A 14,645-nucleotide genomic window follows, 5' to 3' on the forward strand; every position below is an offset into this window, starting at 1 on the left:
CCCGGCCTCCGCCGGGCCCGATCGGTCCCGGCGGAGGGTCTCGACAGGTGGCGTGGACCTTGTGTGGGTGACGCGCTCACTTGCGGTCGCAACGATCTGAGCGCCTATCGAGCGGGCTTCCTGACCCGTCTGCACTCGGACCACGTCACCGACTTGTTCACCTTCTTCGTCCAGGGCTTCGTTGGCGGAGGCCTCGGTGTCGGTGTGCAATTCCAGCTCTACGGACCGGGCAACCGTGGGCGGCTCCCGCACGTGTTCCCGCCGGGTCGCTCAGCCAGTGCGCCGTTCAACCCGGCTGATCCCACACCCGTAACAGTCGGCATGCTGCGCAGCCTCTTCGACGCGTTCGGAGCCGACATCAACGACCGGATGTTCGATGCCGCCGCCGGGAAGATCGGCGACGTCGTTACCGGGCACAACATCGCGCTGCCACCCGGCGTGCACCTCTGCTACGACGGGACCCCGCCACGGATGCGTCCGTTCCGGATCTACGAGGATGACCGGGTACGCGTGCTCGCGACCCTGGTCTCGCACGGCCAGGTGGTGCCCGCCTACGCGTTCCGCTTCGAGTCCGACCACGGCTCGATCGTGATCTCCGGCGACACCACGCTCACGCCCAACCTGCTGGAGCTCGCCGACGGCTGCGACCTGCTGCTCAACGAGGTGATCGACTACGACTCGGTCAACGCCAGCATCGACGCGCTACCGGTCGGTGACGAGGTCAAGGAAGCGTTCCGCAACCACATGTTCGGAGCGCACACCACCGAGGCCCAGCTGCGCCAGCTGGTCCGAGACATCCTGGTCCGCACGCTCGCCCTGCACCACGTGGTGCCCGGCGACATCGGCGATCGGGCCTGGCGTCGCGTCGCCGACCGGATCGGCCGAGGCGTGAGGACGACCGTCATCGCCGGTGTCGACGACATGGTCATCGGCGTCTGAGAAGGCGCACACGCGACGATGGCTCCGTGATCACTGGGATCACGGAGCCGTCGCTGGTGCGGGAGCCGACCGCTAGGCGCTCTTCGAGTGCTGGCGCACGATGGTGGCCAGCGCCACTGCGAAGACCAGGCCGCCGCCGTAGAACACGTCCTGGATCCAGCCGGTCAGGCCGAGCAGCTGCAGGCCGAAGATGCCGGTCTCGAGGAAGTAGATCCCGATGACGGCGCCGATGGCGTTGAACTGACCGGGCTGCACGACCGCGGTGGAGAGGAAGACCGCGGCCAGGGTGGGCAGGAGGTACGTCGCCGCCGAGGTCGGGTCGAAGCCGCCGACCGAGGAGACCACGACGATCGCGGCCAGGCCGGCCAGGAAGCCGGCGGTGACGTAGGACCCGGAGCGGATCCGGTTGACCCGGATCCCGGCCAGCCGGGCGACCTCGCGATTGGCGCCGACGAACATCAGGTGGCGGCCCAGCGGGGTGCAGGCGCAGACGTATGCGAAGGCGCCGCAGAGGACCAGGCCGTACCAGAACGAGATCGGCATGCCGAGCACCACGAGCTGGGTGAGGTCGCGGAACGCGTTGTTAGGGATTATCGAGACGGCGCCAGCGCCGGCGAGCAGCTTGGCGATCCCGATGAAGAGGGTGCCGCTGCCGAGAGTCACGACGAGCGAGGGCACGTTCAGCTTCACGATGAAGAAGGCGTTGACGACACCGCACAGCGTGCACGCCGCGAGCGCGACCAGGCAGGCGAGCCAGATTTTGACGCCGTGCGTGCCGTCGAGCACGGGGATGATGGTCGCGCCGAGGCCCATCACGGAGGCGACCGACAGGTCGAACTCGCCGACGATGAGCGTGGACAGCGCCGCCATCGCGAGGAAGACGAGCAGCTGCTGCGAGCCGAAGATCGCCTGGACCGAGGTCATGTGCCCGAACTTGTCCGGCATGATCACGAGATAGGCGATCGCCATGACCGCCCACACGAGTACGAGGGCGTAGCGGCTGCTCAGTGCGCGGGCCCAGGCCCAGCGATCGGCGGACTTGCGGGCCTCGGTGAGCAGTGCCGTCGTGGCGCCCGCGGCGTCGGCGGCGGGTGTCGCGTACTGCGTCTCCTCGATGCCCTGCGGGCTCGGGGTCTCGATCTTCATCAGGTCTCCTAGGAAGCGGCGGCGGCCGTGGCGTAGACGGCGTCGAGGATCGTGTCGGGATCGGTGGAGCGGATCTCCGTGAGGTGATCGGGGCCGTCGTAGACCAGGACCCGGTCGCAGGCGGCGGCGAGGTCGGAGGCCTCGACGCTGACGAGGAGGACCGCGACGCCGGAGGCGGCAGCACGCTGGACCGCGTTGAGGATGTCGGAGCGGGCGCCGACGTCGACGGCCTGGGTCGGCTCGTGCAGGATCATGAAGCGGGGCCCGACAGACATCCACTTGGCGAGCAGCACCTTCTGCTGGTTGCCGCCGGAGAGCTCCTGGATCAGGCGCATCGGAGCGTTCGGGCGGATGCCGAGGGTCGCGATCGCATCGTCGGTCTGCGTCGCCTGCCAGCCCCGTCCCGCCCACCACGGTCGCCCGTGCCGCGTCAGCGTCGGCAGGCTGATGTTGTCGCGGATGCTCAGGCTCATGGCCAACCCGTCGCGGTCGCGCCGCTCGGGGACGAGTACGACGCCGGCGCGGATGCAGGCGGCGACGCTCGCGCGAGCGAGGGACAGCGCGGTGGAGTCGATGGTCAGCTCGCCGGACGCAGGTGTGGCGCCGGAGAGCAGGTAGGGCAGCTGTTCGAAGCCGCTGCCGGGCAGCCCGGTGAGGCCGACGATCTCGCCCGCCCCGATGGCGATGTCGAGGCTGGCCGCGCCCGGGCCGGACAGGCCCGTGATCGTCACGCCGGGTGCGTAGTGGGACTCGCCGGCCGGGCGGGTGTCGACGTCGTCGACGTCGCGACCGAGCATCAGCTTCGCGACGGACTGCTCGCTCTGCTCCGCCGTCGCGAGGCCGGCACCCACCACGCGGCCATCGCGCAGGACCGTGACGCGGTCGGTCTGGGTGAGGACCTCGTCGAGGCTGTGGCTCACCAGCAGCATCGACGTACCGGTGGAGCGGATCCGGCGGAGCATCTCGTGGAACTGCGAGAGCTCCTGCCGGCCCAAGGAGCGCGTCGACTCGTCGAGGATGACGAGGCCGCCGCCGGGGACGAGGTCGCGCATCGCTCGCGCGATGGCGACTCCCGCCCGGTGTGAGGCGGAGAGGTTACCGACCAGTGCCGTCGGCTCGATGTCGAGCTGGAGCTCGCCGAGGACGCGAGCGGCGACCTCACGCTGGCGCCGCCAGTCGACGCGTCGCAGGAAGCGGGTGCGTTCGTACCCGCCGACCCCGATGTTCTCGGCCACGCTCAGGTGGTCGAGGAGGCCGAAGTCCTGGTGGACGACGGCGATGCCGGCGCGGTGGGCGGCTGCCCACTCGACCGGCAGGCTCAGGTGCTCCCCGTCCACGGCGACCGAGCCGCCGCTGCCGGGGGTGTGGTAGCCGGTGAGGACCTTGACGAGGGTGGACTTGCCCGAACCGTTCTGCCCCACGAGCGCGTGAAGCTCTCCCGGCTGCACCACGAGCTCCGCCTGGTGCAGGACACAGGTGGGACCGAAGGTCTTGGAGATGTTCGAGACCGCGAGTCGCGGTGCAGCCGGGTTCGTCACTTCTGGGCTCCCCAAGCGGTCAGGTAGTCCTGCTTCCAGGCGTCGCTGCCGTACCAGGCGGAGCTGGCGTAGTTGGCGTCCGTCAGGTCGAGGCTCGCGGCGTTGTCCTTGGTGAACACCCGGATCGGGCCCTGGGTCTCGGGCTGGACCTCGGCGCCGGCGAGGAGACGGACCGCGCCGTCGGCCATCGACCAGCCCTGGTTCCAGACGCCCTGGCCCATGTCGTACGCGATCTGGCCGGCTTTGACCGACTGCATGCCGGCGGTGGAGCCGCCCGCGGTGATGATCTTGACCTTGTTGGCGAAGCCGGCGCTCTGTAGACCTGGGAGGGCGGCCTGGTAGAAGGCGTCCTGCGGGATGATGACGTATTTGATGTTCGGGTTCGCCGACAGCTTGGCGGCCAGCGCGGAGCCGAGCTGCGCGATCGCGGCCGTGGTGGTCTCGGTGGTGGTGACCTCGCACGCGGGGCAGTACTGCTTGAACTCCGCGTCGGTGGCCTCGGTGTTGGCCTTGGTCGTGCTCGAGTCGGTGAGGGAGACCTCGAGGACCTGGGCGTTGCCGTTGCTGTCCGCGATCGCAGCGTCGGCCATCAGCTTGTACGCCTGCTGGGTGAGCGGCGAGGCGTCGAAGAAGCCGAGGGTCTTGCTGGCCGAGACGCCCGACGGGGCGGCCTGGCCCCCGACGAGGGTCGGGATGCCCTTGGACGCCAGGTCCTGGAAGGCGGCGGGGACCATGTTGTAGTCGACGAATCCTGTGATGACGGCGGCCGCCTTCTGCGTGGCGGCGGTCGACATGCACTCCGAGATGGTGGTGGGAGTGAACTTGCCGTCGCAGGTGTGGACCTTCGCGCCGAGGTTGCCGAGCGCCTCGGAGATGGCGTCGCCCATGCTCGCGAGCACCGGCACGCTGGTGCCGATCGGGATGTACCAGACGGCCTTGCCGTTGAGGTCGGGCACGTTCGGCACGGCGGCGATGTCGCCGTAGTGGTCCTGGGTGGCGGAGTACTTCTCGAGCTGCGCCTTGGCGTACGCAACGCCAGAGGCGTCGCCCGAGTTGGAACCGCCGGAGCTGTCGGCGTCGTTGGACGACTCGGCAGTGGCGGAGCAGGCCGCGAGCGAGACCGTGGCTAGCACGGCGGCGACCGCTGCAGCGGCCTGGGAGCGCACCGACTTCTTCACGGGGGAGTCCTTTCGTAGGGGCCGCCGGCGTGTGAACGCTGCACGGAGGGAGGTTTCACGTTCCGTAACGATCACTACGGTCCATAGAGCGATCACTACAGGGAGCATGCGAGACGCTACTAAGATGTGACTGGGACCACAAGCGGTCTTGGCAAAGTTTTCTGATTCGACCCCGCACCAGAGTCGGCGGCGCGTGCCGCAGACTGTGCGTAGCAGTTGCCGCAGCGGTTCAACGGAAGGGACCTTCGTGCCACGTAAGACAGCGCGTCGCCACCAGCAGGGCGACGAGTCGCGCCAGCGCATCCTCGAAGCCACCCTGGTTATCGCTGCCGAGCGTGGATACGAGGGCACCTCGATCGGCTTGGTCACCGAGGCGACCGGTCTCCCGGCGAGCTCGATCTACTGGCACTTCCACAACAAGAACGAGCTGCTCGCCGAGACGTTGGAGTACAGCTACCGGCGGTGGCGTGCCGCCACTCCGACCTGGGATGAGCGGCCCGACACGCTGGAGCGCACAGCCGGATCCGATGTATCCGACTGCTCCAGCGGCGGCCCGGATCTGGACGCGACGAATGCGGAAATCAAGGACCGAATCCGGCGCGCCGCCAAGGCGATCGTCGACTCACCCGAATTCTGGCGGCTCGGTCTGATGCTCGCACTGGAGAACAGACCCGTGGAGCCGCTCGCACGGACGCGGTACCTGCAGCTTCGGGAGGAGACCCGCGTGGCGATCCGCACCTGGTGGGCGAGCGTGCTCGCGCCGGCCGGCCTGGCCGCGGAATCGACCGTCCCGGATCGGCTGGCGCGCTTCCACCTGGCGTTCATGGACGGGCTGTTCCTCGGGGTCCGCAGTGGCAACGGATGGGAGCGGGACCGGATCGCGAATCTGGCGGCTTCGGGCATGCGTCGACAAGCGCTGGTCTGGCTCGCGCAGGAGGCGGCATGACGACCCAGGCGAGCGACCGCGCGGACCAGGCAGGCAAGGGGGTGCTTGGCGAGCAGAGCGAGGCGTCCCGCACCCGCATCCTGCGCGCCGCCGCCCAGATCGCCGCCGAGTGCGGCTATGAGGGCACCACGATCTCCAAGGTGACGAAGCGCTCCGGCTTGCCGGTCAGCTCGGTCTATTGGTTCTTCCGCGACAAGGATCACCTGCTCGCCGAGGTCGTGCGGCACTCCTTCGATGAGTGGATCGCGGTGCAGCCGACCTGGGACCGCCCCCGACCCGGCGCGCGCTCGATTGGGGAGGCGCTGCGCACGATCCTGTCCCGCTCCACCGCCAGCTTGGCGTCGGCGCCCGACTTCCTGCGGATCGGCCACATGCTGCTGCTCGAGAAGCGGGCCGAGGAGCCGGCGGGCCGAGGGATCTTCATGCAGGCCCGGCGTGACGTCGAGAAGGCCCTTACTGCTTGGTTCGGGGTGTTCCTCGCCGGTGATGCGCGGGCGGAGCGGTCCGACCTCCCGCGCGACCTCGCCCGCATCGTGATCGCTGCGACCGACGGCCTGTTCCTGGCGCACCAGATCGACCAGGCCGGAGATCCGCGGGATTTCGTGGACATGGTGGTCACGATCGTGGAGGCGGCGGTCGAGGTCGTCTGAGCCGGCTGGCGGCGAAGTGGTGGTTGTCACAACCCGGGAGGCCGTGCCATGCTCTCTGTAGTGATCGTTACAGAGAGTGAGTTTCCCATGTCCTTCGATCCGACCCATTTCCGGCAGGTGCTGGGGCAGTACCCGACCGGCGTCGTCGTCGTCACCGCCCTGGATGCTGAGGGCGCTGCGCTCGGCATGACCGTCGGCTCGTTCACCTCCGTCTCGCTCGACCCGCCTCTCGTGGCCTTCCTCCCCGACCAGGGCTCGCGTTCCTGGCGGGCACTGCGTGAGTCCGGTCACCGGTTCTGCATCAACGTGCTCGACGCCAGCCAGGAGGACGTCTGTCGAGCGGTCGCGGTCCGCAAGCAGGACAAGTTCGCCGACATCGCGTGGCGTCCAGCGCCGTCGGGGCTGCCGGTCATCGAAGGCGCCGTCGCGTGGATGGACTGCGTCACCGAGCAGGTGCACGAGGCGGGCGACCACCACATCGTCGTTGGGCGGGTAAACGACCTCCAGCTCGGCGAGGGCACCCAGCCGTTGCTCTTCTTCCGTGGTGGCTACGGCTCGTTCACCCCGCTCTCGCTGGCGGCAGGGGGCTCCGATCTGCTCGACCACCTGCGCCGCATCGACCTTGTGCGCGACCAGATCGAGTCGCTGGCGGCTCGATTCGACACCGAGGTCACCGCGATCGTCAGGGTGCGCGACGAGCTGGTGCTGGCCGCGGCCGTCGGGCGTACCGAATTGGCTGTCGCTCCCACCCGGGTCGGTCAACGACTGCCGTTCCTGCCTCCGCTCGGCAGCTGCTTCGCCGCCTGGGGCGACGCCGCCCTGCAGCGTGCCTGGACCGACGCCGTCGCTGGTCAGGTCGGGGAGGAGTTCGCCGAGTCCGTGCGTTGTACGCCTGAGCTTGTGCGCCGCCGCGGGTTCGCCATCGCGGTCGGCCATCAACTCGGTGAGCACCTCGAGGCGATCACCATCCGGGTCAACGAGGGTGATCCACAGCTGCCGGGCTCCGCCCTGCGGGAGGCGATGTGGCACGCCGCGGACGGCTACAACCCGGACGAGATCACCGGACCGGCCGAGCTGCGCCTGCTGACCGCACCGGTCTTCGACGCCGCGGGCGGCGTTGCCTTCACGTTGACGCTGTGGGGCGCACCCGGGCTCCTCGAGCCCGAGGAGATCGCCGAGCGCGTCGAGGCGCTCCGGGCGACCACCAGCCAGGCGAGTGCCTCGCTCGCGCGCAGCACGGCCGGCTGTCCGCAGTCCGCTGCCGGCTGACCTAGCGTTTCGTCACGTCGAGGTACGCCGACGCGCGACGAGGCTGCTCATCCCGGTTGCGGCGGCACGGACGGCGTCGACGTGGAGCTCCCGGCGGAAGCGTGCGGCCGGGCCTGTGACGCTGATGGCTGCGACCGCAGCACTCCCGGTGGCATCGAGCACCGGCGCGGCCACGCAGAGCAGGCCGGGTGTCGACTCCTGGCGCTCGAAGGCGACGCCCTTCTCGAGGACCGCCTCGAGCTGACGCCGCAGCAGGCCGGGGGCGATGACGGTGTGGGGCGTACGGCGTTCGAGTGGTCCGGTGAGGATCTGCTGCTGGAGCTCCGCACCGCCGTGCGCGAGCAGGACCTTGCCGATGGCGGTGCAGTGCAGCGGCATCCGTCCGCCCGGGCGAGAAGGGCTCGAGGCCTGTCGACGGCCGCCGATCTTGGCGACGTAGACCACCTCGCCGCCCTCGGCGACGCCCAGGTGCACCGTCTCGTGCGAGCGCTCGTGCAGGTCCCGGAGGAAGGGCATCGCCAGCTCGAGCAGGGTGCGCCGATGCGCAGCTGCAGCTCGAGCAGCGGCCTGGTGGCTCGTTGCGGGCTCCGCATCGATATCGCCCTGATGGCACAGCAGGACGGAGAAGCGACGCCGCGCCATGCGTGTGCCCGTTTAACGAGAGCACATCGGAGGCGCGCCAGCCTGTGTCATCTTGGCTAGACACGGCAACACGACGCCCGCGAACTGCCGTCACCGACCGCCGACGACGGTTCTATCGTGCCGTGTCGGACCGGGGAATTCATCAATTATCAACGGTCACCATGACCTCCCCGTGCCAGTTCCGGACTATCACGGCGGTAGCAGCCGAGTCGCGCGCGAGGCGCCCCGTTGCGGCGTATCCGCTGGTAGTGGCCGACATCGCACGGAGCCGCAGCGTTCACCAGTGCCCGCGCGCGGCGAGTTGAGAGAGCTTGTCAGTGAGGACGTCCATCCTCGACCCGGCAGCGCAGACGTACCGCAGCGCCGCGGCCGGGGTGGAGTCGCCGAGGAAGGCCTGGACCTCGGCGATGTTGGCACCGCTCTGCGCGAGGAGCGTTGCGCCGGTCGCGCGGAGGTCGTGGAAGTGGAGGTCGTCTCGGCCGGCGACCTGCCGGGCGGCGTATCAGGTGCCGGGGCGCGCCCTGCGGATCAACTTCCCGCTGTTGTCGGTCTGCTGGGCTGCTCCGTTGAAGACGCTTGAATAGAGGAAGCCGCCCTGCGGCCCGGGGAAGAGCAGTCCGTCGCGTCCGGTGAAGTAGGTCCGCAGGTGACTTCTGGCCGCCGGCGCGACGGCGTCCGGGATGCGTTGGTGCCGGATACCGGCGGCCGACTTCGGTGCCTTCTCGTAGCGGGCACCACCCTGACCTGCGACGCCGACCGCGCGGCGCACTCGGATCACCTTCCGGTCGAGGTCGATGTCGGAGCGGCGCAGGGCGGTCAGCTCGCCGAAGCGCAGGCCGCACCGCAGCGCCATCAGGATCATTGCTTCCCATTCCGGGCGGATCGCGGCGCGGATGACCTCGAGCTCGGTGGCGGTGATGAGCTCGGTGCGCTGCCGGCTCGAGCCGCTGCCGGCGCCGCGGATCGCGAACGGATTGATCCGGCCGACGAGCGGTCCGTGGGCACCCGTCGCCTCGGTCATGATCGAGTGCGCCAGCGAGTAGCACTCCCGCTGGTCTTCCCCTTGTTCAGAAGATCGTCGTGCCAGTTGTTCACCATGCCTGGGGTGATCTCGTCGAGGCGCAGCTCGCCGAACGTCGGGAGGATGTGCAGCCGCAGGTAGGAGCGGTACATGCGTAGCGTCGACTGCGCGAGCGCCCGCGATCCTCCAGCTGCTCGAGCACCGGCTGAGCCAGCTGGAGAACGGCGCCGAGCCGGGCACCGGCGACCCTACGGTCGGCGGGGCCGACGCGGGCAGCGCCCCCGCCCCGGAAGCGGCGTCGCCGCAGACCGAGGGCCCGCCGCAGAACCCGCCGTCGCAGGGCGTCCCCCCAATCCGGCTCAGCCGCGGAAGTGAGCCGGCAGGCAGCACTGCTGCAGGTGCTCGCCCCGACCGGCGCCCGGTCCGCTCAGGGCAGGAAGTCGCCGATTAGCGCCTCGAAACGGGCAGCGCGTTCGTACGGCACCCACAAGCCGGTCCTGCCGAAGATGTGCACCTCGACATCCGGGATGCGCTGGAGCAGGAAGAGCGCGTTGTCGTAGCCCTGGACGCGGTTGTCACGGCCCCAGACCACCAGGGTCGGCGCGGTGATCTGGTGAAGCCGGGTCCACAGCTGCTCCGGGCTGCCGACGTCCTGCGGGCGCGCGAGGAGGCTGGCCTGGTAACGGTCCTCGACCAGCTCGTCGGTGACGAGCTCCTGGTCGTGCAGCATGAGCTCGAGGTAGCTGACCATCTTCTCGCGGGAGGGCCCGCGGCCGCCGTAGTAGGAGCGGATCGCCTTCTGGCCCTCACTCGGCGTCGGCGTGAACAGCGGCAGCCCGCCCGCCGAGCTCACCAGCACCAGCCGGTCCACGACCTCGGGATGGTCGAGTGCCATCGCCATGGCTGCGGCGCCGCCCGTCGCCAGGCCGACGACATGCGCCGAGCTCGCCCCGAGCTCCCGGATGAGTGCGGCGAAGACGCGGGCGTAGAACGCGTAGCGACCGCCCTCGGGCCCGTCGAGCTCCTGGCTCGGCAGCTCGGACTGGCCGTACCCCGGCAGGTCGACGATGACGGTGCGGAACCGCTTGGCGAAGGCGGCCATGTTCTGGCCGAAGTTCCCCCAGCCGTAGGCGCCGGGCGCGCCGCCGTGGATCAACAGCAGCAGCGGTCCTGCGCCGGCCTCGTGCAGGTGGAGGCGTACGCCGTCAGCCACGACGTGCCGGGACGTTGATTCAGGAGTGAGCGGCTCGGTCATGACAGGGGCCTCACGTCGAAGAGCGTCAGCTGGGTGGCCAGCGTGGAGTAGTAGCCGACGAGCGTGCTGAGCTCGAAGATCGCGGCGTCGCCGAGGCCCTCCTGGAGCTGCTCGAACTCGTCGTCGTCGGGCAGGGTGCCGGCCAGGATGGCGCGGGCGAGCTCGAGCGCGCCGGCCGCCTCCGGGTACGCCGCGGGCGTCTCGCCGGCCTCGATCGCCACGAACGCCTCCTCGTCGACCCCGAGCCGGGCGGCGACCCTCTGGTGCGCCGCCCGCTCGTAGACGGAGTCGTGGTGGGCGGCGACCGCCAGGATCACCAGCTCGCGGGTGACGTCGGGCAACAGCGAGGAGTAGCGCAGCGCGGCGCCGAGCCGCTGCAGGGGAGCGCCGACCGCCGGGCTGTAGAGCATCGCGTTGAACGGTCCGGTGAGCGCACCGGAGGCGTCCACCGGCCCCGCGGGACGCTCGGCGGAGGCGCGCGGACCGCCGCAGATCTCGTCGTACAGCGCTCGCTGCTCGGCGGTGAGGGCGGCGGGCGCCAGGAGCGGTCCCCTAGCCAACGACCGTGTTCCTCAGCTCGCCCACCCCGTCCACCCGGGTGACGACCGTCTGGCCGGGGCGCAGGAAGACCTTCGGGTCGCGGGCGTTCCCGACGCCTGAGGGGGTGCCGGTGAGGATCACGTCGCCGGGCTCGAGCCGGGTGAACGTCGAGATGTCGGTGATCATGGTGGGCACGTCGAAGATGAACTGCGCCGTGTTGCCCTTCTGCATCACCACCCCGTCGACCTCGCAGGTCACGTCCAGCCCGGTTGCGCCGGGCGGCAGCTCGTCGTCGGTGACCAGGACGGGCCCGAGGGGGGTGAGCCCGTCCCACGCCTTGCCGGCGTGCCACTGCTTGGTGCGGTTCTGCCAGTCGCGGACGCTGAAGTCGTTGCTGACGGTGTAGCCCGCGACGTGGTCGAGCGCGTCCTCACGGGGGACGGCGCGGCCGGCCTTGCCGATGACGAAGGCCAGCTCCACCTCCCAGTCGAGCTGCTCGCTCACGGTGGGCATCGGGATATCCGCGTACGGCGCGCACAGGGAGGCGCTGTGCTTGGCGAAGAGCACCGGGGCCTCGGGCAGCTCGTGGCCACCCTCGGCGACGTGCTCGGCGTAGTTGCGCCCCATGCAGATGATCTTCGGGGGGTCGGGCACGACCGGACGCAACTCGGCGGCGTCCACCGGCACCACATCCCCGTCGGCCGCGGCGAGGCTGCGCCAGTCGTCCTGTTCCAGCAGCTCGCGCACGTCGGACTGGGGGAGGAGGACGAGCCGGTCGCCCTCGAGGCGGGCGGCGTGCGGGACCCCGTCGACGTGCACCGAGGCCAGACGCATCAGCCCCGCGTCCTTCCACCGGGCGTGCCCGACGTGGCCGGGCCACCGTCGGTGAGCAGACGCTCGGCCTGGGCGATGACCTCGTCGGCGCTCTGGTCGAGGTCGAGGTCCTTGCGGAACGGCTGGCGCACGTCGAGCGGCACCCGGACGTAGACCTCGACGCGGTTGCCCTCGGGGTCCCAGAAGTAGATCCCGTAGGCGTTGCCGTGGGTGACCTCCTGCTGGACCGGTACGCCGGCGGCCTTGAACTTGTTGTGGAACTCCAGCAGCGTCTCGATGTCGTCGACGCGGAAGGAGATCTGCTGGATCAGCTTCACGTCGTCGGGCGCCTGACGGCCGCGGGCGATCACGAACTCGTGGTGCTCGACCTCGGGACGGGCGCTCATGAAGACGATGCCGTGGTCGAGGTCCTCGTCGGTGATGGTCAGGCCGAGCATGGTGGAGTAGAACTTCCGCATGTTCTCCAGGTCGTTGACCCAGACGCCGGTGTGACCGAGCTCTGCGATGGGCATGGTTGCTCCTTTGGGACGATCAGAACTTGACGGTGGGCAGACCCTCGTGGCCGAAGAACAGCAGTCCCCAGGACTGCCAGACCGGCTCGGCGAGGTTGTGGATGTGGTGCAGCGCGGCCTGGCTGTCGCGCCAGCGGCGCTCGAGCCCGGCGGAGGCGTAGACACCGGCGCCTCCGCTGATGCGGAACACGGCGTCGGCCGCGTCGGCCGCACGCTGCGCTGCCGCGGCCTGGTTGCGCCGGAGCTCCGCACGCAGCGACATCGGCACGAGCTCGCCGCGCAGGCAGTAGGCATAGGCCCGGTCCATGTCGTGCAGGATCTGCACGACCGCCGAGTCGACGTCGGCGGCGGCGCGGCCGAGGGTGGCCAGCTGGAACGGGTCCTTGGAGGCCTTGCCGTGACGGGCCTGGCGGTCGCGGGTGATCTCGATGAAAGTGTCGACGACGCCCTTGGCGATGCCGACGGTAGCGGCGGTGACCGCACCGGCGAACGTGATGTTGCGCGGCAGGTAGAAGACCGGTGCGTCACCGCGTCCGGCCGCGGGTGCGGCGGAGCCCTCGGTCACCGCCTCGATGCGGATCACCCGATGGGCCGGCACGAAGGCGTCCCTGATGACGAGGTCCTTCGAGCCGGTGCCCTTGAGGCCGACGACGTCCCACGAGTCCGCGACGATCTCGTAGTCGGAGCGGGGCACGGCGACGTGACAGACCGTCCGGTCGCGGAGCTCGCCGTCCGCGTCGGCGATCCAGGCGCCGATGGTGACCCACTGGCACAGGTCGGTGCCGGACGAGTAACCCCAGCGGCCGTTGAAGATGTAGCCGCCCTCGGTCGGGACGAGCACCCCGCCGGGCGCGTAAGGCGAGGCGATCCACGTCTCGGGCCCGAGCGGCGAGGCATCCCAGATCTCCTCCTGCAGCCTGCGGTCGGCCAGCGCCACCTCGTGCGGGTGGACGCCGACGACGCCGGCGACCCAGCCGACCGAGGAGTTCAGGGCGGCGAGCTCGACGCAGCCCTCCAGGAACTCGGTGGGGTGCCCCTCGAGGCCGCCGAAGTCCGCCGGATGGAGCAGCTTGACGACGCCGGTGGAACGGAGCGCATCCTCGCTGACCGGGGTGAGGTGGCCGAGCTCGTCACACGCCGGCGCGTCCTTCTTGAGGACGCCGGCGACGGCGGCGATGCGATCGAGGACGCCGGTGTGGCGCGGCGCGCCGGGCTGCATCTTCGTCATCGTCACAGCCCTTCGCGATCGTGGCCCCAGTAGTGCGCGGACGGGTACTGGGTCGGGACCCAGGTGGCGTCATCGATGAAGATGCCGCCGGTGCCGTACTCGATCTGGGTCCGTGAGGGCGTCTCGACGTAGAACGAGATCATCTTGTCGTTGGTGTGCTTGCCCAGCGTCGCCTTCTCCTTGGCGCCGTGGGCGTACATGTTGTCGATCGCGCGACCGACACCGTCGATGTCGGTGGTCTCCAACATGATGTGGCCGATGCCCTGCAGGCGCTTGCGGTCGTCGTCCATGACCGGCACGAAGGCGAAGGAGTGGTGCCGCGGGTTGCAGTGGTAGAACGTCGCCGGGCCGATGTAGTCGCTGAGCGCGAAGCCGAGCACGTCGCGGTAGAGCTCGTTGTACTTCTCCACGTCACCGACCAGCTGGAAGACGTGGCCGAGGCCGAGCTCCCGGTTGGCGACGAAGGTGGTGCCGACCGGCGAGACGAAGGGCGTGAGCGCCTGTTCGAGGCCGTACATCAGCTCGAGGTTGATGCCCTCGGGGTCGGTGAACGTGGCGATGTCGACGACGTTGCGGGCGTTCGCCAGCGCCGAGCCCACGCCGTGGTGGGTGACGGTGTAGCCGTACTTCTCGACGCGGGAGATGACCTCGGTGAGCTCGTCGGCGCCCTTGACGGCCCAGCCGAGGGTGTGCACGCCCTCGGGGGCGCCCTCCTCGACCTGGAAACGGTAGCCGAACTCGTCCATCCGGAACCGGAGCGAGGTCTCGGCGCGCTCGACCAGCTCCATGCCGAGCACGTGGGGGGCGAACGTGCGCCACGCGTTGAGATCGGTGCACCCGAGGATCACGTAGCCGAGGCTGCGGACGGTCGCGCTCATGTCTTCTCCTGGAGGTGTGACGGGGGTCTCGTCCGTACATTCGCCGCCGGGCGCCCGAGGCGCACGCCG

General features: G+C 69.8%; 15 protein-coding genes and 2 pseudogenes. 4 read left to right on the forward strand and 13 right to left on the reverse strand.

Features of this window, described 5'->3' with window-relative positions; translation table 11 throughout:
- The first annotated feature begins 63 nt into the window (after positions 1-63).
- Positions 64-939, forward strand: a complete 876-nt coding sequence (locus H036_RS22325) for a hypothetical protein (RefSeq protein WP_017934540.1) — start codon at positions 64-66, stop codon at positions 937-939.
- Between the two features lie 72 nt (positions 940-1,011).
- On the opposite strand, the gene H036_RS0109435 is transcribed toward H036_RS22325, so the two are convergent.
- Genes H036_RS0109435 through H036_RS0109445 form a run of 3 tightly spaced genes read right to left on the reverse strand, consistent with a single transcriptional unit; the run spans position 1,012 to position 4,801 of the window.
- A complete protein-coding gene (locus H036_RS0109435) occupies positions 1,012-2,085 on the reverse strand; it encodes an ABC transporter permease (RefSeq protein ID WP_017934541.1) in 1,074 nt (357 codons plus the stop codon).
- An 8-nt stretch (positions 2,086-2,093) separates the two neighbouring features.
- Positions 2,094-3,623 (reverse strand): sugar ABC transporter ATP-binding protein, encoded by a 1,530-nt coding sequence (locus H036_RS0109440; protein ID WP_017934542.1) that lies wholly within the window; start codon positions 3,621-3,623, stop codon positions 2,094-2,096.
- Positions 3,620-4,801: a sugar ABC transporter substrate-binding protein gene (locus H036_RS0109445; RefSeq protein WP_017934543.1), complete on the reverse strand. Its 1,182-nt coding sequence runs from the start codon at positions 4,799-4,801 to the stop codon at positions 3,620-3,622. Before H036_RS0109445 ends, H036_RS0109440 begins: the two co-directional genes overlap by 4 nt.
- 193 nt (positions 4,802-4,994) lie before the next feature.
- Between H036_RS0109445 and H036_RS0109450 the strand changes: the two genes are divergently transcribed.
- The 3 genes from H036_RS0109450 (at position 4,995) to H036_RS22330 (ending at position 7,666) form a co-directional block, all read left to right on the forward strand.
- Positions 4,995-5,747 (forward strand): TetR/AcrR family transcriptional regulator, encoded by a 753-nt coding sequence (locus H036_RS0109450; RefSeq protein WP_232421837.1) that lies wholly within the window; start codon positions 4,995-4,997, stop codon positions 5,745-5,747.
- Positions 5,744-6,397, forward strand: a complete 654-nt coding sequence (locus H036_RS0109455) for a TetR/AcrR family transcriptional regulator (protein WP_017934545.1) — start codon at positions 5,744-5,746, stop codon at positions 6,395-6,397. The genes H036_RS0109450 and H036_RS0109455 overlap by 4 nt, the downstream gene beginning before the upstream one ends.
- Before the next feature lie 87 nt (positions 6,398-6,484).
- Entirely contained in the window at positions 6,485-7,666 is a 1,182-nt protein-coding gene (locus H036_RS22330; RefSeq protein WP_017934546.1) for a flavin reductase family protein, read from the forward strand.
- Between the two features lie 12 nt (positions 7,667-7,678).
- On the opposite strand, the gene H036_RS22335 is transcribed toward H036_RS22330, so the two are convergent.
- The 10 genes and pseudogenes from H036_RS22335 to H036_RS0109505 form a co-directional block, all read right to left on the reverse strand.
- On the reverse strand, positions 7,679-8,308 hold the full coding sequence (locus H036_RS22335; RefSeq protein ID WP_017934547.1) for an IclR family transcriptional regulator: 630 nt from the start codon (positions 8,306-8,308) through the stop codon (positions 7,679-7,681).
- 277 nt (positions 8,309-8,585) lie between these two features.
- A pseudogene (locus H036_RS26155) lies at positions 8,586-8,789 on the reverse strand (site-specific integrase); the annotation flags it as partial.
- 21 nt (positions 8,790-8,810) lie between these two features.
- A complete protein-coding gene (locus H036_RS25895) occupies positions 8,811-9,329 on the reverse strand; it encodes a tyrosine-type recombinase/integrase (protein ID WP_017934548.1) in 519 nt (172 codons plus the stop codon).
- Positions 9,326-9,490 (reverse strand): annotated as a pseudogene (locus tag H036_RS24890) (hypothetical protein); the annotation flags it as partial. The pseudogene H036_RS24890 and the gene H036_RS25895, both read right to left, overlap by 4 nt.
- Positions 9,491-9,756: 266 nt before the next feature.
- Complete coding sequence (locus H036_RS0109480; RefSeq protein ID WP_036487834.1) at positions 9,757-10,584, reverse strand: alpha/beta fold hydrolase; 828 nt, start codon at positions 10,582-10,584, stop codon at positions 9,757-9,759.
- Entirely contained in the window at positions 10,581-11,144 is a 564-nt protein-coding gene (locus H036_RS0109485) for a carboxymuconolactone decarboxylase family protein (protein ID WP_017934551.1), read from the reverse strand. The genes H036_RS0109480 and H036_RS0109485 overlap by 4 nt, the downstream gene beginning before the upstream one ends.
- Entirely contained in the window at positions 11,137-11,958 is an 822-nt protein-coding gene (locus H036_RS0109490) for a fumarylacetoacetate hydrolase family protein (protein WP_017934552.1), read from the reverse strand. Before H036_RS0109490 ends, H036_RS0109485 begins: the two co-directional genes overlap by 8 nt.
- Complete coding sequence (locus H036_RS0109495) at positions 11,958-12,470, reverse strand: VOC family protein (RefSeq protein ID WP_017934553.1); 513 nt, start codon at positions 12,468-12,470, stop codon at positions 11,958-11,960. Before H036_RS0109495 ends, H036_RS0109490 begins: the two co-directional genes overlap by 1 nt.
- A gap of 19 nt (positions 12,471-12,489) precedes the next feature.
- Positions 12,490-13,698 carry a hydroxylase gene (locus tag H036_RS0109500; RefSeq protein WP_198289933.1) on the reverse strand — a complete coding sequence of 403 codons (1,209 nt, stop codon included), beginning with the start codon at positions 13,696-13,698 and terminating at the stop codon, positions 12,490-12,492.
- A gap of 2 nt (positions 13,699-13,700) precedes the next feature.
- Positions 13,701-14,576, reverse strand: coding sequence for a VOC family protein (locus H036_RS0109505; protein ID WP_017934555.1), 876 nt, complete (start codon positions 14,574-14,576; stop codon positions 13,701-13,703).
- Positions 14,577-14,645 lie beyond the last annotated feature (69 nt).

The organism is Nocardioides sp. Iso805N (assembly GCF_000364605.1).
Taxonomy (GTDB): Bacteria; Actinomycetota; Actinomycetes; order Propionibacteriales; family Nocardioidaceae; genus Nocardioides.

Bases quoted from the DNA above. Each gene is read 5' to 3' on its own strand.
- H036_RS0109490 (WP_017934552.1), bottom strand. From the start codon at position 11,958: ATGCGTCTGGCCTCGGTGCACGTCGACGGGGTCCCGCACGCCGCCCGC.
- H036_RS0109480 (WP_036487834.1), bottom strand. From the start codon at position 10,584: ATGACCGAGCCGCTCACTCCTGAATCAACGTCCCGGCACGTCGTGGCT.
- H036_RS0109435 (WP_017934541.1), bottom strand. From the start codon at position 2,085: ATGAAGATCGAGACCCCGAGCCCGCAGGGCATCGAGGAGACGCAGTAC.
- H036_RS0109455 (WP_017934545.1), top strand. From the start codon at position 5,744: ATGACGACCCAGGCGAGCGACCGCGCGGACCAGGCAGGCAAGGGGGTG.
- H036_RS0109500 (WP_198289933.1), bottom strand. From the start codon at position 13,698: ATGACGAAGATGCAGCCCGGCGCGCCGCGCCACACCGGCGTCCTCGAT.
- H036_RS0109505 (WP_017934555.1), bottom strand. From the start codon at position 14,576: ATGAGCGCGACCGTCCGCAGCCTCGGCTACGTGATCCTCGGGTGCACC.
- H036_RS22330 (WP_017934546.1), top strand. From the start codon at position 6,485: ATGTCCTTCGATCCGACCCATTTCCGGCAGGTGCTGGGGCAGTACCCG.
- H036_RS0109495 (WP_017934553.1), bottom strand. From the start codon at position 12,470: ATGCCCATCGCAGAGCTCGGTCACACCGGCGTCTGGGTCAACGACCTG.
- H036_RS22335 (WP_017934547.1), bottom strand. From the start codon at position 8,308: ATGGCGCGGCGTCGCTTCTCCGTCCTGCTGTGCCATCAGGGCGATATC.
- H036_RS25895 (WP_017934548.1), bottom strand. From the start codon at position 9,329: ATGACCGAGGCGACGGGTGCCCACGGACCGCTCGTCGGCCGGATCAAT.